The following is a 22,036-nucleotide window of genomic DNA, read 5'->3' as shown; positions in this document are numbered from 1 at the left end:
ATTTACTATTTAGCATAATCTATTGATCTAATTTCTCGAACAACATTAACTTTTATTTGTCCTGGATATTCCAATTCATTTTCTATTCTTGATGCTATATCTCTTGCAAGTAAAGTCATCTCGTCTTCTGAAATCTTATCTGGTTTTACCATAATTCTAAGTTCTCTACCAGCTTGAATAGCAAAAGAATTGTCAACACTATCAAATGAATTAGCTATTGCTTCAAGATTTTCGAGTCTTTGGATATATGACTCTATAGCTTCTCTTCTGGCTCCAGGTCTAGCGGCTGAAATAGCATCTGCAGCTTGAACCAATATAGCTTCAATACAAGTTGGCTCAACATCTCCATGGTGAGATTCAATACAATTTATAACTTCAGGTTTTTCTTTATATCTTTTAGCTGCTTGAACTCCAAGTTGAACATGAGGTCCTTCTATTTCATGGTCAATAGCTTTTCCTAAATCATGCATTAAGCCGCCTCTTTTAGCAAGTCTTACATCAGCTCCAACTTCTTGAGCTAACATTCCTGCTATTTGAGCAACTTCTACAGAGTGTTTAAGAACATTTTGACCATAACTTGTTCTGTAATTCAACTTTCCTAAAAGTTTTATTAACTCTGGATGAATTCCATGTAATCCTACTTCATAACACGCTTCTTCACCATGTTTTTTAATAGCTTGCTCAACTTCTTGAGTTGATTTCTCAAATAAATCTTCAATCCTTGTAGGATGAATTCTACCATCCATAATAAGTCTTTCCAATGTAATTCTTGCTATTTCACGTCTAACTGGATTAAATGCAGATAATACAACTGCTTCAGGAGTATCATCTATGATTAAATCAACACCTGTAAGAGTCTCAAAGGCTTTTATATTTCTACCTTCCCTACCTATAATCCTACCTTTCATTTCATCATTTGGTAGTGAAACAACTGAAACTGTGGATTCTGCTACAAAATCTGCTGCATATCTTTGTATAGAAGTGGTAACTAAATCTCTTGCAATATCATCAGCTTTTTCTTTAGTTTCTGCTTCTAATTCCTTAATAATCATTGCTTGTTCATGTGTAACCTTTTCTCTTAAATCTGAAAGTAAAATTTCTTTAGCTTCGTCTTCAGTAAGACCTGCTATTCTCTCCAATTCAGAACTTTGCTTTTCTAAAATTTGTTGAATTTCTTTATTTTTTTCTTCAACATCTTTTAGATCTGAGTCAAGTTTTTGAATCTTAGAATCTAATTTTTCACTCTTCTTTTCTAAGTTTTCTTCTTTTTGAAGAATTCTTTTTTCAGATTTTTGGATTTCCAATCTTCTTTCTCGATTTTCGTTTTCTTGATCGGTTCTTAATTTAAAGATTTCATCTTTAGCTTCAAGAAGCATTGCTTTTTTAGTAGTTTCAGCTTCTCTTCCAGCATCATTGATTATTTGAGCTGCATGAGCTTCCGCTGACCCAATTTGTTTTTCAGCAATATTTTTTCTAATTAAAAAACCGACTGCCAAGCCGATTACAAGGGTTATCAAACTTGCAATTATAGCAATAATATTACTGTCCATTGACAAGCCCCCTTTATTAAATTTTCAAGATTCTTATATGAGTAATTACATTTAATAATCATACATATAAATAAATTATAATGTTTTTACAGTAAAATGTCAAATTTGTCAACATTATAGCCTATTTACTACAGAGTGTAAGTTTTCCTTGTAGATTTTATAACTATTATCCCCTATAGATGAAAGATGTTCATTATGAGAAATTATAATTATCTGTTTATCAAATTCTTCAGAAATTTTTTTTATAAAATCAGCTATATTGAAGATATAGTCATCACTTACATGTTTTGCAGGTTCATCCAGAACAATTGGCCCTTTAACAGGTGGATAAATCTTCAATATAAATGCAATTCTAAGAGCGAGAGATAATATATCTATTACTCCCCCACCTCTTGTATCCTCTATTTTATAAGTATATTTTTTATCCTCATCCATTTCAATTATAAAAAACTCTGCTGAGTTTTTACCTCTCAATTGACTTAATTCTATTTTAAATTCCATTTTAGAATTAAATACAAGATCTAAACAACTTGTTACAATAGACTCTATCTCTTTGGAAGATTGTAAGCGTGAGAAGTCAGCGGTTTCTTTCAAAAGAGTATCTACAAGAATCAAATCTTCAGATTCGTTATTTATTTTCTTTAAGTTTTCTTCCAATCTTTTTATGTTATTTTCAATAGATTTTTTTTCACCAAGATCTTCATAGTATTTATTTTTTTTATCTATAAAACTATTTTTAAGTTTTTTGTAATCAAACTCTATCATTTATTCCTCTGATAATAATTTTTCAGCTTCAAAAAGTAAACTGTCTATTTGCGTTTGTAAATTAAGTATTTCATTTTCAAGATTTTCTGGTTCAATACCAAGCTCCCTAATAGATAATATAATTTCTTCCTTATTGTTGTTTAAACTTTCAAGCATACCTTCAGCCTTAGTTTTATTAGCTTTAGCTACATCTAATTTTTTCTTTAAATTATTTAATTCAGTGTTGTAATCTGTTTTTTTATCCATATTAAACCTCTAATTCTTCAAGAATTCTTTCTATATGTTCATCATCTATTTTATTATAACAAATTGGACATGTGCCACTTTCTTTTAATAATTCTATATAGGTATTAACTGCAGTTTTATAATTTGAAATCAATTTCTCTACATAGTTATTACCTTCCTCTAATTTTTGATTTACATTATCAAGGCTATTTTTAAGTTTAGATAATTTCTCTTTATTTATATTTAAAGTCGATAATTCTACTAACAATTTATCTACATAAAGAATATCTGGATATTTTTTTAAACTTTTTTCTAATTGATTTATCTGTTTATTGATATTAACAAGATTTTTATAAGCCGATTTATATTTTTCTAAATTTTTATTAATTTCTAAAATATTAGAATAAATATTAGAAATTTTATCTGTATCTATTTTATTTAATAAAATTTCTAATTCTTTAATTTTAGAATCAGTATATAATAATTTGTTGTTTAAATTAGAATATAGTTTAAGATTATTTACTTTATATGCCATTTTTTCATATATTAGAAAAAGTTCATCTAAATTTTTAAATTTTTCTAAATATTCTATTGTCTGATTTGTTTTTTCTAAATTATTAGAATACTTTTTTTCTAAATCATTTAAAGTATTTAGTTTAGTCTTGTATTCATCTACTTGATTAAATAGATATTCAAGTCTTTCAATTTTAATTTTATCATTTTTAAGGTACTCAAAATTTTTTAAAATATCCTTTTGATCTCTTATTTCCTTTTCAATAGATTTTCTGGCACTATTAATTTCGTAAATATCCTTAGATAAATTTCCTAAGGCTTTATCTATAATATCAACTCCTGCTAATTTTCCAAGAGCATTAGCTTTAATTGAAGGACTATCTGTAATTAAAAATGGACTTTCCAGTTGTTCAGCAATATTTAAAGACTTCTTCATATTACCAAGATCAATTTTATTAATTCCTGTTAAATTTATTATTTCTTGAGGAACATTTACTCCGAAGCCTTCAAACCTTTGAGTTTCATTTTCAGGAGATATTATTTCGTAATAATTTTTACTCTTGCTTCTTCCTCTGATTATTTTAAAACCTGTATTTAATTTTAAAGTTACTTTTGCTGAATCTTCTCCCTTTTTTATTATATCTGTACCTGATGGCTCATTAAAAAAAATCCATTTCAAAGCTCTTATTACAGCTGTTTTCCCGCTATCTGAAGGTCCTATTATAACATTTACACCTTCATCAAAATCAAGATTAGTATTGGCATGGGATTGAAAGTTTAATATTTCAATATATTCTATTTTTATATCTTTATTCATTTACTTCTCCCAACCTTCGAATAGCTTCATCTAAAATATGTTTAGGAAAATTCTTTTCTTCAGAAATTTCCTTTAAAATTTCAAGTGTATTATAATTTTCTAAATTGCCACTTGATCTTATAAGTTGTTTAAAATTTTCTAACTGTTCATTTCTTATCTTATATCTATCTTCAATTTTATTAAAAATATCAATCCCATCTTTTGCTGATTTTAATTCAATTTCTTTTATTTCAATTTTATTTTTTAAAATTTCTATAATAACGACTTTTGGAATTCTTTTTATTTCTGGAGTAGAGTTATATGTTCTTGCTAAAGATCCTGGATTGATAAAATATCTATCATTAAATCGTTTTACACCAAATCCAGAATGATAATGTCCAGCTAAAACTATATCAGCGTCCACATCTTTTATTTCATCAATTAGAGTATGACTTATAGAATCTATAAATGGCTTATCGATTAGAAAACTATGAATCATAACTATATGACAATCAACATGGTCAAGTTTTTTTGGAAAATAATAATCTTTGTAGTTGGAATCTATATCATAAATGTATGGAACACCTGAAATCTGTACTTTTAAATCATTCTCTTCAAGCAAAATGGGTTCTTGAAAATTAATTAAATTTACAAAATTAATCTGATTTAATAATCCAAGCATAGACCTCTCAACTGTTTTTGGATTGTGTCCATATATATCATGATTTCCCGAAATAATGTATATGGGTTTATTATACGAGTTTAATATATTTGCAAATAAACCTACAATTCGTACAGGAACATCAGGTCTATCAAAAAGATCACCACCATGTAGTATATAATCTACATTGTTATTATTAGCAATTTCTCCAACTTCTTCAAATTTAAGTTTCAATGATTCTAAATAATCGTCTTTTCTTGAAGATGGATTTGAAGCCCTGATATGAGTATCTGTAAAAAATAAGAATTTCATATTTCACCTATAGGAAAACCTCCCTTTCAGGAGGTTTTAATCATTTTCTTTATCAGTACTAAAATCTAATGTTGTTTCTTCAACTTCATAACCAGCTATATTGAAATGTTGATATACTTTTTCAGTTATTTCATTAAGTAAGTCTGGATTCTTTTCTAAATAATCTTTTGCGTTCTCTCTACCTTGTCCAAGTCTTTCATCTTCATAAGAGTACCATGCCCCAGCTTTTTTAATTATATCTACATCAGAAGCCATATCAAGGATTGCTCCTAATTTAGAAATTCCTTCACCATACATTATATCAAATTCAACTTGTTTAAAAGGTGGAGCTACTTTATTTTTAACGACTTTTACCTTTGTTCTATTACCGATTATATCTTCACCTTTTTTAATAGGCTCTCCTCTTCTAACTTCCATTCTAACTGAGGAATAGAATTTAAGAGCTCTGCCACCTGTTGTAGTTTCAGGGTTTCCAAACATAACTCCAACTTTTTCTCTAAGTTGGTTAATGAATATTACAGAAGTGTTGCTTTTAGAAATAGCACCAGCTAATTTTCTTAAGGCTTGGGACATAAGTCTTGCTTGAAGTCCAACATGGGTAGCACCCATATCCCCATCTATTTCAGCTCGTGGAACAAGCGCAGCCACAGAGTCTACAACTACAACATCTATTGCACTACTTCTAACTAATGATTCGGCAATCTCTAATCCTTGTTCACCAGTATCTGGTTGAGATACAATAAGCCCATCTATATTTACACCTAAATTGCTTGCATAAATTGGATCAAGTGCATGTTCCGCATCGATAAATGCAGCTATACCACCTTTTTTTTGTGCTTCAGCAATAATATGAAGGGCAAGAGTTGTCTTACCAGAAGATTCCGGTCCATATATTTCAATAATCCTGCCTCTGGGAATTCCACCAATACCAAGTGCTACATCTAAGTTAATTGCACCTGTTGAAATAGAATCTATTTGTTGTTTTGGCGCTTCTCCTAAAATCATAACAGCACCTTTGCCATATTGTTTTTCAATATGTTTAAAAGCGTTTTGTATCGATTCATTCTTATTCTTATCACTTGAAATATTCATGTCTACAACTCTCCTTAAATATTTTCTAAATCAAGTACTTCTTTGTTTTTAATTATATAATCCATTCCTGAAATAACTGTTAACACTACTGAAACATAGTAAATTATACTTGTTACTTTAAATGGAATAAATGTCAATTTAGACATAAAAAGTACCATTACAATTGCAACAAACTGAGTTACAGTTTTAGATTTTCCCCATTTACTTGCTGCAATTGTCACTCCTTCAGAAGCTGCAATTATTCTAAATCCAGTTATTAAAAACTCTCTCGCAATAACTACTACAACTGTCCATGCAGGAAAAATTTCCTGTTCTATAAACATTATTAAAGCTGCTGCTACTAACATTTTATCTGCAAGAGGATCTATAAATTTACCAAAAGTGGTAACTAAGTTCCTACTTCTTGCTAAATGACCATCAAAAAAATCTGTAATCGCGGCAATTAAAAATATAATGCCAGGAATAGGACTCTGTATTGAAAATTTCATAACCGTTATTACAAACACAGGTATCAAAAAAAGTCTTAACGTTGTTAATTTATTTGCTATATTCATTATACATCAATTTCCTCTAAATAATTTTTATCTACTAATACTCTTCTGGGCTTACTGCCTTCATATCCAGATATTATACCCATTTCTGCCATTTCATCTATAATTCTACCTGCTCTGGCATATCCTATTTTCATTCTACGTTGCAACATTGAAATAGATGCAGAATCTTCTTCAATAACAATTTTTACTGCTTCATTAAAAAGTTCATCTGTTCCTGCAAATTTATTGGATTTCTCAGTTGTTTTTTCAATATTCTCAATAATATCTTTATCATATTCGGAGTCATTTTTATTCTTTAAATATGATACAATATTTTCAACTTCTTTATCAGAAATAAAAGCTCCCTGTATTCTTATAGGTTTAGATTTACCTGAAGGTAAGAACAACATATCTCCTCTTCCTAAAAGTTTTTCTGCTCCAGACATATCTAAAATTGTTCTTGAATCAATTTGAGATGATACTGCAAAAGAAATTCTTGAAGGAATATTTGCCTTAATTGTTCCAGTAATAACATCAACAGAAGGTCTTTGAGTTGCAATAATTAAATGTATTCCACACGCCCTTGCCATTTGAGCAAGCCTTGTGATTGCATCTTCAACTTCACCTGCTGCTACCATCATAAGATCTGATAACTCATCTATTATAATTACAATATATGGAAGTTTTTCCAAATCTTCTTCCAAACTCTTTTCATTATAGGCTTTTATATCTTTTACATAATTATTCGAGAAAATTTTATATCTTCTTTCCATTTCAGTAATTGCCCAATTTAATGCAAAACTTGCTTTTTTAGGATTTGTTACAACAGGTATTGCGAGATGTGGTATATCATTATACACACTAAGTTCTACAACTTTAGGATCTATTAATATCATCTTAACATCATCTGGATTAGATTTAAATAGAATGCTTAAAATAATTGAATTTATACATACTGATTTACCAGAACCAGTAGCCCCTGCTATAAGTAAGTGTGGCATTTTTTCTATAGATGAAACTATTGTGTTTCCTTGTATATCTTTACCAAGACCAAGTGGTAGTGGACTGGAAAGATCTGTAAATTCTTCAGAATCTATAATCTCTTTGAAGAATACCATTTCTTTGTTAGAGTTAGGCACTTCAATACCCACAAGAGATTTTCCAGGTATTGGAGCTTCTATTCTTATATCTGGAGAAGCCAGTGCAAGTGCTAAGTCATCTGAAAGATTTACTATCTTACTTACCTTTACTCCCAAAGGAGGATCTAATTCAAAACTTGTTACAGTTGGCCCTTTATTAATAGAAACCACTCTACAATCAATACCAAAACTTGATAATGTCTCTTCAATTTTATTTGCTTTATCAAGTAAAATTTGTTTTGAATCCCCTAATGTTTTTATAGGGTCTTTTAAAAGTTCAATAGGTGGAAATTTATAAATACTATTAACTTTAGTCTTACTTAAAATATTTTCCTCTATTTCTAATTGCTCAGAAAAATCATCAATTCCTTCATCTTCTAAGTCTTTTGAATTTGTGCTATTACTGTCATAATTATTAAAAGTAATAACTTCTCTTTCGATTTCTTTATTGGATAAATTTTCGTCTAAAGATTTTTTATTAACTTTTTCTACCAAATTACTTTTTCTATTTTTCTGTTTTAAATTATTTTTTTCTTTTTGTGATGTTTTATCAATGTAATTTTTTGTCTTTATAAAAAATTCATTTAATACTTTTCCTAACTTTTTGAAAAATAATAAAACATCCTCCTTTAAATAGTTAACATCTACATCCAAAATGTAAATGCCAGAGAAAAATAAATCAATTATAGTCAAGATATAAATTCCAACTTTTCCTATGGTAGTTAGTAAAAAATGACAAATTGAAGCACCTAAAATTCCGGCACCTTGAAAATGCTTAGATAAAATTAAAACATTTTCTTTCCTAATGGCCATTGTATCACCTATATTTGTATTTAAATCAAGTATAACAAGTCCTAAAATAAATAGAATATATAGGAGAACGTATGATATATGAGTCTTTTTATTTGCTTTATTGGAAACTACAAAAAGGAGATGTGTTAGTATGAGAGGGACTATAATAAAAGATCCCAATCCAAATATATTAAAATAAAATTCCTTTACTTTTTTCCCAAAAATGCCAGTATTTTTTCCTAAAATACAAATCAATGAGACTACAAGTAATATAGATATCAAAACTGTAAATTGTTTTAGTTTTATATTCTTGGATGAATTTTTTTTAGTATTTGCTTTTTTTCTCAAAATACCCTCCCACATTATAAGGAATTAATAGCCTGTATGGCCAAATCCACCATCATTTCTATCTGTCTCTTCTAAACTTTCTTCTAAAGAAAATTTTAAATGTTCATATTTAGCCAAAATAATTTGCGCAACTTTATCTCCACTTTTTATCTCATAATCCTCATTTGATAAATTTATTAATGGTATACCAAGTTCTCCACGATAATCAGAATCGATAGTTCCTACTGCGTTTATCAAGGTTATTCCGTGTTTTATGGACATGCCACTTCGTGCTCTAACTTGGATTTCATAACCTTTAGGTATTTCTAAGTATAGCCCTGTTGAAATTATTCTTCTTTCTAAAGGTTTTAAAACTATTGGTTCTTCTAAAAACGCATGTACATCAAGACCTGCTGATCCTTCTGTTGCATATTTAGGAAGAGGATTATTACTTTTATTTATAACTTTTACTATCATTTTTACCTCCTAAAAAATAAAACATAGAAATCTATGTTTTATTTAGTTAGAATTTAATATTTATTATTTACTTTTTTTCTTCTGGTTTTGGTAATAGTGCTTTTCTTGAAAGATTAATACGTCCCATATTATCAATTTCTGTAACCTTTACAAGAACTTCGTCTCCTACATTTAAAACATCTTCAACCTTATTAACTCTCTCATGAGCAATTTTAGATATATGAAGTAGACCTTCTTTTCCGTTTAAAATGTCAATAAATGCACCGAAGTTTGTAATTCTCATAACTTTTCCAAGATAAGATTTTCCAACTTCAACTTCAGCTACTATATCTTCAATCATTTTAATAGCCTTTTGTCCATTTTCAGTTGTATCTGAAGTTATTGTAATAGTTCCATCATCTTGAGTATCTATAGTTACTCCAGTTTCATCAATTATCTTATTAATGGTCTTTCCACCAGGTCCAATAACCTCTCGAACTTTTTCAGGATCAATCTTAATGGACATCAATCTTGGTGCATATTTTGATATATCAGACTCAGGTTTGGAAATTAGATTATCCATGTTGTCAAGTATTTGAAGCCTTGCAGTCTTTGCTTGTTCAAGTGCTTTAGTTAATATTTCCTCAGATATACCATCAATTTTTATGTCCATTTGTAATGCAGTAATACCATCTCTTGTTCCTGCAACTTTGAAGTCCATATCACCAAAGTGATCTTCAAGACCTTGAATATCTGTTAAAATTGTAGTGTTATTACCATCACTCATAAGTCCCATAGCTATACCTGCAACAGAGTCTGTTATAGGAACCCCAGCATCAAGTAGTGCTAATGTTGAGCCGCAGATTGAAGCTTGTGAACTTGAACCATTTGATTCTAAAACTTCAGAAACAACCCTTATGGTGTATGGGAATTCTTCAACTGTTGGAAGCACAGGAACTAACGCTCTTTCAGCAAGTGCTCCATGACCAATTTCTCTTCTTCCAGGTGCTCTAAGAGGTCGAGTATCTCCTACAGAGTAAGGCGGGAAATTATATTGGTGCATATATCTCTTGTCTTCTTCTTCAATAAGGCCGTCTAATACCTGAACGTCACTTGGCGAACCAAGGGTAACAACAGAAAGAACTTGAGTTTGACCTCTTGTAAAAAGTCCAGAACCATGAGCTCTTGGTAAAAGACCTCTTTCACATGATAATTGTCTTATTTCATCTATCTTTCTATTATCTGGTCTTATTTTATCTTCAATAATAAGTCTTCTAACTTCTTTAACTTGAATATCTTCAAGAATTTTAGAAATCATTTTATCAGATTCTGGGTATTTCTCTTCAAAATGTTCTTTAGTTTCATTAATTATTTCATCAATATTATTTTCTCTTGAAAGTTTATCTTCATCTTTTAAAGCATCTACTATTTTCGATTCTGCAAATTCTTTAACATCATTTACTAAATTTTCATCAGGTAAATCAACTTTAAATTCAGATTTTTCCTTGCCCACTTCACTTTGAATTTCTTTTATAAATTTGCATATTCCTTTTATTTCTTCATGAGCTCTAAGTATTGCTCTTAAAACATCTTTTTCTTGTAATCTATTGCATCCTGCTTCTACCATCATAATAGCTTCTTCAGTACCAGAAACGGTTAATTCAAGATCTGATTTTTCTTTTTGCTCAATAGTAGGATTTATTATAACTTCCCCATCGATCATACCAACTCCAACAGAACCAGTAGGTCCATTAAAAGGTATATCAGATATTGAAAGTGCAATAGAAGAACCAATCATAGCAAGTATGTCTGGACTACAATCAGGTTCTACAGATAATGAAGTCGCAATTATTTGAACGTCATTTTTATAACCTTCAGGAAATAGTGGTCTTAAAGGTCTGTCTATTAGTCTTGAAATTAATGTAGCTTTTTCAGTAGCTTTTCCTTCTCTTTTTATAAATCCACCAGGTATTTTACCTACTGCATATAGTTTTTCTTCAAAATCACAACTTAGAGGGAAAAAGTCAATTCCTTCCCTTGGTTCTTTTGAAGCAACAGCCGTAACGAGAATTACAGTCTCTCCACATTGTACAAGGCAAGCACCATTAGCTTGCTTTGCGACTTTTCCAATAGTAACTGTTATTTCTTTGTCGGCAATTGTGTATTTAAATTCCTTTATCATACATTCTCCTTAGAATTCTTCAATTCAAAAATAAGAGCGTGTTTCACCGCTCTTATTTTATTATCCTCTAATGTTTAATTTTTGAACAAGTTCACGGTATCTTTCTATGTCTTTATTCTTAAGATAATTTAGTAAACCTCTTCTCTTACCTATCATTTTAAAAAGACCTCTTCTTGAATGATGATCTTTAGGGTGAAGTTTTAAATGCTCTGTTAAATCGATTATTCTCTTTGATAATAGTGCAATTTGAACTTCTGGTGAACCTGTATCAGATTCACTTAATTTGTACTCTTCGATTATTGATTTTTTTTCTTCTTTGCTAAACATATTGTCCTCCTAATATTTATTTCACCATTACTGTTGAAATCGTTGAGGAATCGAATATCAACGTAAAGGTATTACTATATAAGTGTAACATAATAAGCTTTTATTGTAAATTAATTTTTTAATAGTTTTCTTGAATTTTCAATATCTTTTTTAATTTGATTCACTAAATCTTTTGGATGATTAAATTTCTTATTGTTCCTAATGAAATCAATAAATTCAATATATATTTCTTTACCATATAGATCACCTGAGTAATCTAAAATATAAGTTTCAATTTTAAGCTCTTCTTCATCAAAAGTTATATTTTTACCAACAAAAGAGAGGCTATTATATTCTTCCTCATCTACAATTGTCTTAGTAAGATATACTCCTTCTTTTGGTAAGATATATCCTTTTTCTATTGATGTGTTTGCAGTTGGAAATCCAAGTTTACGTCCTCTTTTAAAACCATGATTTACAATTCCGTTAATCCTATAAGGTCTTCCTAACAACAAATTAGCATCTTTAACTTTTCCATCTTCAATCATTTTTCGGATAGTTGTGCTTTTTACTATCTCATTTTTTGTTTTAATCTGACTAATAACTTTTAAGAATATTTTATTATTATTGCAATATTCTTTCATTAATGAACTATCACCCTTTGCAAATTCACCAAACTTATAGTCATCTCCAACCACTATACCCTTTACATTGAGCTTGTTTTTTAAAAAATCCAAAAACTCTGTTGGAGTTAAATCTTTTATATTTTCAAATTTTATTATGAAGATATTTTCTATTCCAAGTTCTTCACAAATTTCTATTTTATCACTTAGCTTAGTTAAATATTTAAATTCATTTTTATCTAATACGTTTCTGGTATGCTCTTTAAATAACAATATTGATGGTTTCATGTTGTTAGTTTTTGACACATTTATCAAATTTTTAATTAATTCTTGATGTCCAATATGAAATCCATCAAAGTTTCCAAGAACAATGCAATTATCTTTATCATTATTTATTCTAATTTCATCGTCTATATCTATAATCATAGATTACCTCTTATACAAATAACTTTTTACTTTTAAAAAATTTCCAACATGATGATATATACCAATAAATTCACCTTTACAGTAAACTAAATAATTTTTGTCTTCAATTAAGTTTAAATTTATTAGTTTAGTATTAATTACAATTCCGTTAATAACTTTTTCAAAAAGAAAATCTGGAACAATTATTTTTTCAATATCTATAAGAGCTTTATCTGATGATATTATAAAATTATCAATTCCTTGATTATAAAGCTTATTTATTGTATCTAATGTCAAAGAACTCTTAATATCACATCCTCCAGAAGAAACTCTTATAAGAGATGACATGGTCCCTAAAGAGTTACACTTTCTCGCAATATCTTTAAATAAAGTTCTTATATACGTTCCTTTTGAACACTTAACCTTAATATGCGCTTTTCCTTGATAATATCTAATAAGTTCTATAGAATAAATATGAGCATTCCTTCTCTTTCTTTCAATATCTTTTCCTTGTCTTGCAAGTTCATATAGTTTTTTTCCATCTACTTTTATTGCAGAATACATAGGAGGTGTTTGAAGTAAATCTTTACCGTTAATACTTGATATTACACTTTGCAACTTTTCAACTGATGGTATATTGTTACACATTTCTGTAATATTACCCCAAATATCTTCTGTATCAGTTTCGTATCCAAAAATAAGTTCTCCAATATACACCTTAGGGTTATTCATTAAATAAGACGAAATTTTAGTTGATGTTCCAACACAAATAGGAAGTACTCCAGAAACGTTAGGATCTAATGTTCCTGCATGTCCAATTTTTTTAATTCCAAAAATTTTTCGAAGTATTGCGACAACATCATGAGATGTATATCCAATTTCCTTATAAACATTTATAACTCCATCTATAGGATATTTATTTATCAATAATATCAAATCCTTCTACAATTTTGCTTTCTACAATTTTAAAAGGAGCTTCAATTTTAAAACCAGAAGCATTAATATGACCTCCACCGCCATATTTTTTTGCTATTTCACATACATTTATATTGCCTTTACTTCTTAAACTTATCTTATAATTATCTTTAGAAACCTCTTTAATTAAAGCAACAGCACAAACCTCAGAACTTTCTCTAAAATAATTTATTACATTTTCGATATCTGTTTCTGAAACATTATATTTATCTAAAAGTTCTAAATCTTGTCTTAGAATAACCAATTTAGAATCATAATAAAATGAAGCGTCTTTTAAAATATCAAGCTGTGCTCTTTTTGCACTTAAACTTTCCGATTGAAACATCATATTCATTAGAATTTCTTTTTTTGCCCCATGTAAACATAAGAATGATGCTAACTCAAAAGTTCTTGAAGTTACTGAGTCAAATAAAAATCTACCAGTATCTGTTAAAATACCCATAAATAGCGCAGTTGATATGCTTTTGGTAAAATCGCAATTAAGTTCCAAAAATATTTCCGTTAATAGTTCACATGTAGATGAAATTTTACTATCTACAATATTCAAATGACCATAATCATCTCCAGAACTATGATGATCTATTTTTACAATTTTCTTACAAGAATTAATTAAATTGTCAATATTTCCAAGTCTTTTTCTATCGGCACAATCAAGTGCAATTAAAACATCAACATTGAAATTGCAATCTTTATAAAACTTTATATTATCAGTAATAAATTTGAATTTATTAGGGATTATATCAAGTTCAATAGGATAAACTTTCTTACCTAAATTTTCAAGATAATTAGTCATTGCTATGATTGACCCAATATTATCTCCATCTGGATTTAAATGAGAGATAATTGCAAAACTCTCATTATTTGCAATTATCTCTTTTAAGTCTTGTATCTTATTCATTATATTTTCCTTCAGAGTTCAAATCATCTATAATTTTCTCAATATGCATACCTCTTTCGGTAGATTCATCTAATTTAAAGATAAGTGAAGGAGTATGTCTAAGGTCTACATTTTTGCTAATTTCTTTTCTAATAAATCCCTTTGACTCTTCAAAGCCCTTAAGAGTCTCTTCTTTTTTTAATTCATCTCCTATAACCGATATATAGATATATGCAAAACTCAAATCATTTGTAACTTCTACTGCGGTTATAGCTGTATATAAAGGGTCAATGTTCGGATTTTTCAAGTCTTTATATAATAAATTAGAAACTATTTTATTAATCTCTGAAGAAATTCTTTTAACTCTTTTTTCATTCATATTATCACCTACTTTGGAGTAACTTCTTTCATAATGAATGATTCTATTACGTCGCCTTCCTTGATATCATTGTAATTTTCAATTCCAAGACCACCTTCATAACCTGTAGCAAGTTCTTTAGTATCATCTTTGAATCTCTTTAATGAAGAAATATTACCTTCATGTATAACAATATCATCTCTTATTAGTCTCACTGAAGCATTTCTTAATATTTTACCGCTTGTAACATAGATACCAGCAACTGAACCTACATTTGGAACTTTAAATACCGCTCTAATTTCTGCTCTACCAGTTATTTCCTCAACAAGTTTTGGTGCAAGCATACCTTTTATTGCGTTCTTTAAGTCTTCTATAGCTTCATATATAACTCTATAGGTTCTAATTTCTACATTCTCATAATTTGCAAGCTCAATTGCAGATTGAGAAGGTCTTACGTTAAATCCAATAATAAGTGCATTTGATGCAGCTGCTAAGTTTACATCAGAATCTGTTACTCCACCAACGGCTCCGTGAATTATATTTACCTTAACTTCATCATTACTCAATTTCTCAAATGATTGTTTAACTGCATCTATTGTACCTCTAACGTCAGTTTTAATAATAATATTGAGATCTTTGATATCACCACTTGAAATTTGATTGAATAAATCATCTAAATTTATATTGGATGAAGATTTAATCATATCTTCTTTTTGAACTTCTTTAGCTTTATCAGCATATCCCCTTGCAGTTCTTTCATCTTTAACTGCATATAGGGTATCTCCTGCTTCAGGAACATCAGATAGTCCTAAAATTTGTGCAGGATATGATGGACCAACTTTCTTTATATTCTTTCCTTTATCGTCAAACATTGCTCTAATACGTCCACTTGTAGTACCTGATACTACAATATCCCCAGTTTTCAAAGTACCTTTTTGAATTAGAACAGTGGCTGTAGGTCCTCTTCCTTTGTCAAGCTGTGCTTCAATAACGGTTCCAATAGCTTTCCTATTAGGATTTGCTTTAAGCTCTTCCATTTCAGCTACTGTAATAATCATCTCTAAAAGCTCGTCTATTCCTTCTCCTGTTCTTGCTGAAACAGGCATACAAATAGCATCTCCACCCCAATCATCAGGCATCAAGTCGTTATCTGCAAGCTCTTGTTTAATTCTTTCAACATTTGCTTCAGGCTTATCCATTTTATTTATGGCAACAATTATAGGAACTTCTGCCGCTTTTGCATGATTGATGGCTTCAATTGTTTGAGGCATTACACCATCATCTGCAGCTACTACTAATATCGCAAGATCTGTTACTTGTGCTCCTCTTGAACGCATTGCTGTGAATGCTTCATGTCCTGGAGTATCTAAGAATATTATTTTTTCATTGTTAACATTAACTACAGAAGCTCCGATATGTTGAGTAATACCACCTGCTTCACCTCTTGTTACAGAAGTGTTTCTTATACTATCAAGTAAAGATGTTTTACCATGGTCTACGTGTCCCATAACAGTAACAACTGGGGGGCGTGGTTTTAAAGAAGATTCTTTATCTTCAAAATCGAGTTCTTCCATCATATCTTCTTCAAGATCTTCCTCAGTCATTTGTACTACTTCTTTACCAAACTCTAAGCTAATTATTTGTGCATTTTCAAAACTTAATTCTTCGTTTTGAGAAGCCATTATTCCATAAGAAATAAGTTTGCCCATAAGATCAGTAAGCCCAACATCAATCGCTTCAGCCAAATCTGATACAGTGATACTTCCAGGAATTTCTATAGGACCGCTATTATTAGATTTTTCATTTTCATCTTCATTTTTTTTCTTATATTTATTCTTCAACCTTGGAGTAGTCTTTTGTAAATTTTTGAAGTGATCTTCATCAATTTCTACCTTTTTAGATTTTTTTCTCTTTCTTTTGTTTTGATTTTTATTAATAGGAGTGGCATGGTTTTTATTTTTTTGTCTATTTTCATGTTTAAAAGCCTTACTATCTACTTCTGTATCATTATCTTCTTCTCTTTTGTGGGATGATTTTTTTATATTTTTCTTCTTATTATTTTGATTTTGTTTCTTATTTTCTATATTTAGACCTTTTTTTAACTTATTTTTATTTTTATCTGGTGTAAATATATCTCTTAATTTATCTTCAAGATCTACATCAACAGATGACATATGGCTTTTAACTTTAATTCCTATTTTATCCAGCTCTTGAATTACGGTTTTAGCTGGAACATCTAAATTTTTTGCAATTTCATAAATTCTTATTTTTTTCATATACAGCACTCCTCTCGAATTTATTATTCCATTACATAACTCGAAATCTCCTTGTAAATTTCTTCGCTTAATTCAGTGTTTAATGCATGTGAAATCTTTTTGTTTTTCTTAGCTTTTTCTAAACATTCTAAATCTTTACAGATATAGGCTCCTCTACCATTCTTTTTACCAGTGGTATCAATGACTATACCTTCTTCCTTATTTTTTACTATTCTCAACATTTCACCCTTGGGTTTATTTTGCCCACAGGCAACACATTTTCTCATAGGAATTTTTTTAGTCTTCATTATTCAAAAATTCCTCGTCATGTTCAATTTCATCGTAAGTAAAATTGTCTTCATCTATACTTTCTACACAACAGTCTTCTTGCTCTTCATCTATTTTTAAAATACTATCTACATATTCTTGTTCTTCTGGAAATTCGATTTTTAATTCTCCAGATTTTATTTCTTCGATATACTGTTCAAAACCTTTTATATCAACTTTCCAACCAGTAAGTTTAGCAGCAAGTCTTGCGTTTTGACCTTCTTTACCAATTGCTAAGGATAATTGATCGTTCCCAACTATAACTCTTGCAATTTTTTCTTTTTCATCAACAAAAACTTTTTTTACTTCAGTAGGACTTAAGCTATTAGCTAAAAATTTCTTTACATCTTTGTCCCATACTACAATATCTAATTTCTCACCGTTGAGCTCATCAACTATATTTTTTACTCTACTTCCTTTAAATCCAACACATGCTCCAACTGGATCTACATTTTCATCCTTTGCAAAAACTGCAAGTTTTGTTCTTGAACCAGCTTCTCTGGCAATTGCATGAACTTCTACAACGCCTTCATTTATCTCAGGTATTTCAAGTTCAAGAAGTCTTTTAACTAAACCAACATCTGCTCGAGATAAAATTACCTGTGCACCTTTTGTTGTGTTCTTCACTTCTTTTATAAAGAATTTGTATCTGGAATTTAAATTATAAGATTCTCCTGGTATCTGTTCTTCATAAGGGACAATTCCCTCAACTCTTCCAAGATCAACATATAATATTCCTCTATCAATTCTTTGAATAAGTCCAGTAACTATCTCTTTTTCCCTGTCAATAAATTCGTTATAGATTATATCTCTTTCTGCATCTTTTATTTTTTGTATAACAATATTTCTGGCAGTTTGAGCTGCAATTCTTCCGAAATTTTTAGGAGTTACCTCTATAGAAAGTTCATCTCCGATTTCTATGTTTGACTTAATTTTTTTTGCTTCAAGTTCTGATATTTGAGTAATCGGATCTGATACTTCTTCAACAACTTCTTTAATTGAATATGTTTTTATCTCTCCTGTCTCTCTATTAATATTTACTGTAACATTTGCGTTTTCATCAAAGTTTTTTTCATAACTCTTAATTAAAGCTTTTTCTAAAGCTTCAATTATAATGTCTTTTGAAACCCCCTTAGTTCTTTCAATTTCTTTGAGGGCATCTATAAATTCCTTATTCATTTTTGCTCCTATTAAAATAATGATAATCTTACGGTGGAAATAGATTCTCTATCCAAATCCTCTACTTCTCTTTCAGTTTGAACTTTTATTTTATTTTCATCATAACTTAAAAGTTTTCCAGTCAAAGTCTTTTTACCTTTATATGAGCCATAGAATTTAACCTCTATAGTTTCTCCTAAATTTTTCTCGTAGTCTTTTTCTTTCTTAAAAGGTCTATCAATTCCTGGAGAAGAGACTTCAAGAAAGTAAGAATCCTCTATAGGATCTAATTCATCGAGTTTGTCACTAATTAATTTACTTACTGCTTCACAATCTTCTATACCTACATTTCCATTTTCTTTGCTTATATAAACTCTTAATATGTTTCCAACAGATTCTTTAACATATTCAATATCATATAATTCTAAACCTGCATTCAATATCAAGGGCTCAAATTCTTTTTGGCAAAGATTGAGTAAATCTTTTTTTTTCATATTCCCTCCCTTAACTAAATAAATAAGAGCGGGACAACCCCACTCCTATCAATTCACTATCTTAAGTTAATTATATCAAGATTTGCTCAATATTTCAACTTTAGTATTTTCTATTAAAAATCTCTGAATAGATGAAAGCTTCTTTTGGATTAAATTTTTTTTCGTTTTTGTTAAATTTTATATCTTCAGAGTTTTCATCTAACTTATCTGATACTTCTTCAATTATCAATTCTTTATTGATATCTGAATCTTTTAATTGTTCTTTAATAAAGGATTTTTTTTCTTCTAAAGTTTCTTTTTTAACTGTTTGTTTTGAACTTAAATCTCTAATTTTATTATCAATTTTATTCTTATTCTTCTTTGGATAAGTATAAACTTTTTTAGAAGATGACCTATTATATACTTTCTTTTGATTTTCTAAATAAATTATCAAGATAATAATAAAAATTATAAAAAGCATTATTTTTTATCCTTCTCATTTGTTCCTGAATCATATCCTGAAATAGAATTTCTCATCTTTGTATCAGCATTAATATTTTCCATTTTGTAATAATCCATAATTCCAATATTTCCATTTTCTAAAGCATTTGCAATAGCAAGTGGTATCTTGGATTCAGCTTCAACAACTTTAGATCTCATCTTCTTAATTTCTGCAAGCATTTCTTGTTCAGATGCAACAGCCATCGCTCTTCTTTCTTCAGCTTTAGCTTGTGCAATTCTCTTATCTGCTTCTGCTTGATCAGTTTGTAGTTTTGCTCCAATATTTCTACCAACATCAACATCAGCAATATCTATTGACAATATTTCATAGGCTGTTCCTGAATCAAGTCCTTTTGTTAAAACCATTTGCGAAATGGAATCAGGATTTTCTAAAACTTGGCTGTGGCTTTTAGCAGATCCTACAGTTGTTACAATACCTTCTCCAACTCTTGCAATAATGGTTTCTTCACCAGCACCTCCGACAAGTCTGTCTATATTTGCTCTTACAGTAACCTTTGCCTTTGCAATAACCTCAATACCGTCCATTGCAACTGCAGAGATTAGTGGAGTTTCAATTACTTTTGGATTTACTGAGACTTGAACAGCCTCCAAAACATTTCTACCTGCTAAATCTATTGCGGCACCTCTATCGAAATCAAGAGGTATTTCAGCTCTTTGGGCAGCTATTAAAGCATCAACCAAGGTGTTTACATTACCTCCTGCAAGATAGTGAGCTTCCAATTGATTTGCATTTAAATTAAGCCCTGCTTTAGTTGCTTTTATAAGTGGGTTGATTATCCTGCTTGGAGAAACTCTTCTAAGTCTCATTCCTATAAGTGTGGATATTTTGATTCTAACTCCTGAAAAGAATGCAGTAACCCATAATCCAACAGGTACAAAGGTAAAAAATAGTGATAACAATACTATAACTATTACAATTGTTAAAATTAGTGATACATTTGCTGGCATTAAATATTTTCCTCCTTAACTATTATTTTAAAACCCTCTATTTTATAAACCTTGATAGGCTTATTAGGTTGAATAAAATTCCCTTCAGTAATCGCATCATATGTATCTCCGTCAATAGAGATTTTGCCTGAAGGTCTAAGCATACTAAGTGTTATTCCAGTCTTTCCTAATAGATTGTTTTTATCTTTACTTGTGTGGGAAGAAATATCATCTTCTAATATAATTTTATTAAATGCGCTACTTCTAAATCCCATTTTAAGTATTATTACAAATACTAAAAGTCCAATTACTCCAGAAACTGTTATTGAAATAAGACTTATTGTAGGATTTTCCATTGCATTATAGAGAGCATAAATAATAAAGCCTATACCTAAGATTCCTGGAATTCCAAATCCTGGTATAAAAACTTCAAATACTAATAGTATTGATCCTATAAGGAAAAGTATAAGTTCGTAAGAATTTGTATATCCCATTCCTATGTTGCCAATAAAGAACAATACCAAAGAAATTATTGAAAATCCAACTCCTAAACCTTTCAAGTTAAAAAACAATTCAAAGATTATGAGTAAAGTAGCAACAGTTAAAAGTATTGTAGAAACAAAAGGATTAGATAGGAAAGCAAAAAAACTATTAAGTGAGTTTACTTTCAATGGAGTATCAAAAAAAATACTTTTTCTAATCTCCGAAGCTTCTGTTAAAGTAGATGATAATAATATTAGAGTAAAAATAAAACTTGAAATGTTCAAACGTTTTTTCATATAAACCTCCTAATTATTTTTACCCATAATAAATTAAAATAAACAAAAAAATACCCAGGTTAATCCCGGGTACATGGTGTTAAAAACCTCTTCTTACTTTTTTTCTTTTAGCTGCTTCTGATTTCTTTTTTCTTTTAACGCTAGGTTTTTCATAGTGTTCTCTTTTTCTATATTCAGATAACACGCCTGATCTAGCACATTGTCTTTTAAATCTTTTTAAAGCACTTTCTAAAGATTCATTTTCACCAACTTTGATTTCTGGCATAGGTTTCCCCTCCCCTCTTGTATAAAGAGTGCTCATAACGAGCAGAACACTTTAATATTATAACTTATGAATGATTATATTGCAAGGTTTAGCCTGGAGGCCATTGTAAACTTCTTCCAGCCAATACATGAAAATGTATATGATTTACAGATTGTCCTCCATCTTTTCCTATATTATTAATAATTCTATATCCATCTTTATCAAATCCTTTGTCTTTAGCGATTTTACTTATTACACAAAAGATATGACCAATTATTTCCTTGTTATTTTCGTTAATGTCATTAGTTGAGGATATATGTTCTTTTGGTATAACCAAAAAATGTATAGGAGATTGAGGATTAAGATCATTAAAAGCAACAACTGAATCGTCTTCATAAATAATATTTGATTCAATCTCTTTATTTGCTATTTTACAAAAAATACAATCCATTGTTTCACCTCCT

24 protein-coding genes are annotated in these 22,036 nt (G+C 29.4%); all 24 read right to left on the bottom strand.

All coding sequences use genetic code 11. The features are described from left to right. Window positions 1-5 precede the first annotated feature (5 nt). Window positions 6-1,550, bottom strand: coding sequence for a ribonuclease Y (rny, locus tag BN2746_RS07675; protein WP_055079199.1), 1,545 nt, complete (start codon window positions 1,548-1,550; stop codon window positions 6-8). A 114-nt stretch (window positions 1,551-1,664) separates the two neighbouring features. Next, entirely contained in the window at window positions 1,665-2,315 is a 651-nt protein-coding gene (locus BN2746_RS07670) for a hypothetical protein (RefSeq protein WP_055079198.1), read from the bottom strand. Beyond that, window positions 2,316-2,561: a hypothetical protein gene (locus BN2746_RS07665; RefSeq protein ID WP_055079197.1), complete on the bottom strand. Its 246-nt coding sequence runs from the start codon at window positions 2,559-2,561 to the stop codon at window positions 2,316-2,318. 1 nt (window position 2,562) lies between these two features. Then, on the bottom strand, window positions 2,563-3,870 hold the full coding sequence (locus BN2746_RS07660) for an AAA family ATPase (protein WP_055079196.1): 1,308 nt from the start codon (window positions 3,868-3,870) through the stop codon (window positions 2,563-2,565). Continuing rightward, the gene (locus BN2746_RS07655; RefSeq protein WP_055079195.1) at window positions 3,863-4,822 is read right to left on the bottom strand and encodes a metallophosphoesterase family protein; all 960 of its coding nucleotides are present in this window, start codon (window positions 4,820-4,822) and stop codon (window positions 3,863-3,865) included. Before BN2746_RS07655 ends, BN2746_RS07660 begins: the two co-directional genes overlap by 8 nt. A 36-nt stretch (window positions 4,823-4,858) precedes the next feature. After that, window positions 4,859-5,914: a recombinase RecA gene (recA, locus tag BN2746_RS07650; protein ID WP_055079194.1), complete on the bottom strand. Its 1,056-nt coding sequence runs from the start codon at window positions 5,912-5,914 to the stop codon at window positions 4,859-4,861. 14 nt (window positions 5,915-5,928) lie between these two features. After that, entirely contained in the window at window positions 5,929-6,468 is a 540-nt protein-coding gene (pgsA, locus tag BN2746_RS07645; protein ID WP_055079193.1) for a CDP-diacylglycerol--glycerol-3-phosphate 3-phosphatidyltransferase, read from the bottom strand. Further along, window positions 6,468-8,726 (bottom strand): DNA translocase FtsK, encoded by a 2,259-nt coding sequence (locus BN2746_RS07640; RefSeq protein ID WP_231718339.1) that lies wholly within the window; start codon window positions 8,724-8,726, stop codon window positions 6,468-6,470. Before BN2746_RS07640 ends, pgsA begins: the two co-directional genes overlap by 1 nt. A gap of 24 nt (window positions 8,727-8,750) precedes the next feature. After that, a complete protein-coding gene (dut, locus tag BN2746_RS07635; protein WP_055079191.1) occupies window positions 8,751-9,182 on the bottom strand; it encodes a dUTP diphosphatase in 432 nt (143 codons plus the stop codon). A gap of 67 nt (window positions 9,183-9,249) precedes the next feature. After that, on the bottom strand, window positions 9,250-11,343 hold the full coding sequence (locus BN2746_RS07630) for a polyribonucleotide nucleotidyltransferase (protein ID WP_055079190.1): 2,094 nt from the start codon (window positions 11,341-11,343) through the stop codon (window positions 9,250-9,252). Between the two features lie 60 nt (window positions 11,344-11,403). Continuing rightward, window positions 11,404-11,670 (bottom strand): 30S ribosomal protein S15, encoded by a 267-nt coding sequence (gene rpsO / locus BN2746_RS07625; RefSeq protein ID WP_055079189.1) that lies wholly within the window; start codon window positions 11,668-11,670, stop codon window positions 11,404-11,406. 110 nt (window positions 11,671-11,780) lie between these two features. After that, entirely contained in the window at window positions 11,781-12,698 is a 918-nt protein-coding gene (locus tag BN2746_RS07620) for a bifunctional riboflavin kinase/FAD synthetase (RefSeq protein WP_055079188.1), read from the bottom strand. A 3-nt stretch (window positions 12,699-12,701) separates the two neighbouring features. Next, a complete protein-coding gene (gene truB, locus BN2746_RS07615) occupies window positions 12,702-13,613 on the bottom strand; it encodes a tRNA pseudouridine(55) synthase TruB (protein WP_082420234.1) in 912 nt (303 codons plus the stop codon). Continuing rightward, the gene (locus BN2746_RS07610) at window positions 13,594-14,550 is read right to left on the bottom strand and encodes a DHH family phosphoesterase (RefSeq protein ID WP_055079187.1); all 957 of its coding nucleotides are present in this window, start codon (window positions 14,548-14,550) and stop codon (window positions 13,594-13,596) included. Before BN2746_RS07610 ends, truB begins: the two co-directional genes overlap by 20 nt. Further along, window positions 14,543-14,908 carry a 30S ribosome-binding factor RbfA gene (rbfA, locus tag BN2746_RS07605; RefSeq protein WP_055079186.1) on the bottom strand — a complete coding sequence of 122 codons (366 nt, stop codon included), beginning with the start codon at window positions 14,906-14,908 and terminating at the stop codon, window positions 14,543-14,545. Before rbfA ends, BN2746_RS07610 begins: the two co-directional genes overlap by 8 nt. An 8-nt stretch (window positions 14,909-14,916) precedes the next feature. Beyond that, window positions 14,917-17,163 (bottom strand): translation initiation factor IF-2, encoded by a 2,247-nt coding sequence (gene infB, locus BN2746_RS07600; RefSeq protein ID WP_055079185.1) that lies wholly within the window; start codon window positions 17,161-17,163, stop codon window positions 14,917-14,919. Between the two features lie 23 nt (window positions 17,164-17,186). Further along, window positions 17,187-17,450 (bottom strand): RNase P modulator RnpM, encoded by a 264-nt coding sequence (gene rnpM, locus BN2746_RS07595; RefSeq protein WP_055079184.1) that lies wholly within the window; start codon window positions 17,448-17,450, stop codon window positions 17,187-17,189. Beyond that, entirely contained in the window at window positions 17,440-18,648 is a 1,209-nt protein-coding gene (gene nusA / locus BN2746_RS07590; protein ID WP_055079183.1) for a transcription termination factor NusA, read from the bottom strand. Before nusA ends, rnpM begins: the two co-directional genes overlap by 11 nt. Before the next feature lie 11 nt (window positions 18,649-18,659). Beyond that, a complete protein-coding gene (locus BN2746_RS07585) occupies window positions 18,660-19,121 on the bottom strand; it encodes a ribosome maturation factor RimP (protein WP_055079182.1) in 462 nt (153 codons plus the stop codon). A gap of 100 nt (window positions 19,122-19,221) precedes the next feature. Then, the gene (locus tag BN2746_RS07580; protein WP_055079181.1) at window positions 19,222-19,581 is read right to left on the bottom strand and encodes a hypothetical protein; all 360 of its coding nucleotides are present in this window, start codon (window positions 19,579-19,581) and stop codon (window positions 19,222-19,224) included. Next, window positions 19,581-20,570: a flotillin-like protein FloA gene (floA, locus tag BN2746_RS07575; RefSeq protein ID WP_055079180.1), complete on the bottom strand. Its 990-nt coding sequence runs from the start codon at window positions 20,568-20,570 to the stop codon at window positions 19,581-19,583. The genes BN2746_RS07580 and floA overlap by 1 nt, the downstream gene beginning before the upstream one ends. Beyond that, window positions 20,570-21,328: an NfeD family protein gene (locus BN2746_RS07570; RefSeq protein ID WP_055079179.1), complete on the bottom strand. Its 759-nt coding sequence runs from the start codon at window positions 21,326-21,328 to the stop codon at window positions 20,570-20,572. Before BN2746_RS07570 ends, floA begins: the two co-directional genes overlap by 1 nt. Before the next feature lie 79 nt (window positions 21,329-21,407). After that, complete coding sequence (gene rpsU / locus BN2746_RS07565; protein ID WP_055079178.1) at window positions 21,408-21,593, bottom strand: 30S ribosomal protein S21; 186 nt, start codon at window positions 21,591-21,593, stop codon at window positions 21,408-21,410. 88 nt (window positions 21,594-21,681) lie between these two features. Then, window positions 21,682-22,023, bottom strand: a complete 342-nt coding sequence (locus BN2746_RS07560) for a histidine triad nucleotide-binding protein (protein WP_055079177.1) — start codon at window positions 22,021-22,023, stop codon at window positions 21,682-21,684. Window positions 22,024-22,036 lie beyond the last annotated feature (13 nt).

Source organism: Lagierella massiliensis, from assembly GCF_001407835.1.
In the GTDB taxonomy this organism is placed as follows: Bacteria; Bacillota; Clostridia; order Tissierellales; family Peptoniphilaceae; genus Mediannikoviicoccus; species Mediannikoviicoccus massiliensis.
This window is presented reverse-complemented; position numbering and strand designations above follow the sequence as displayed.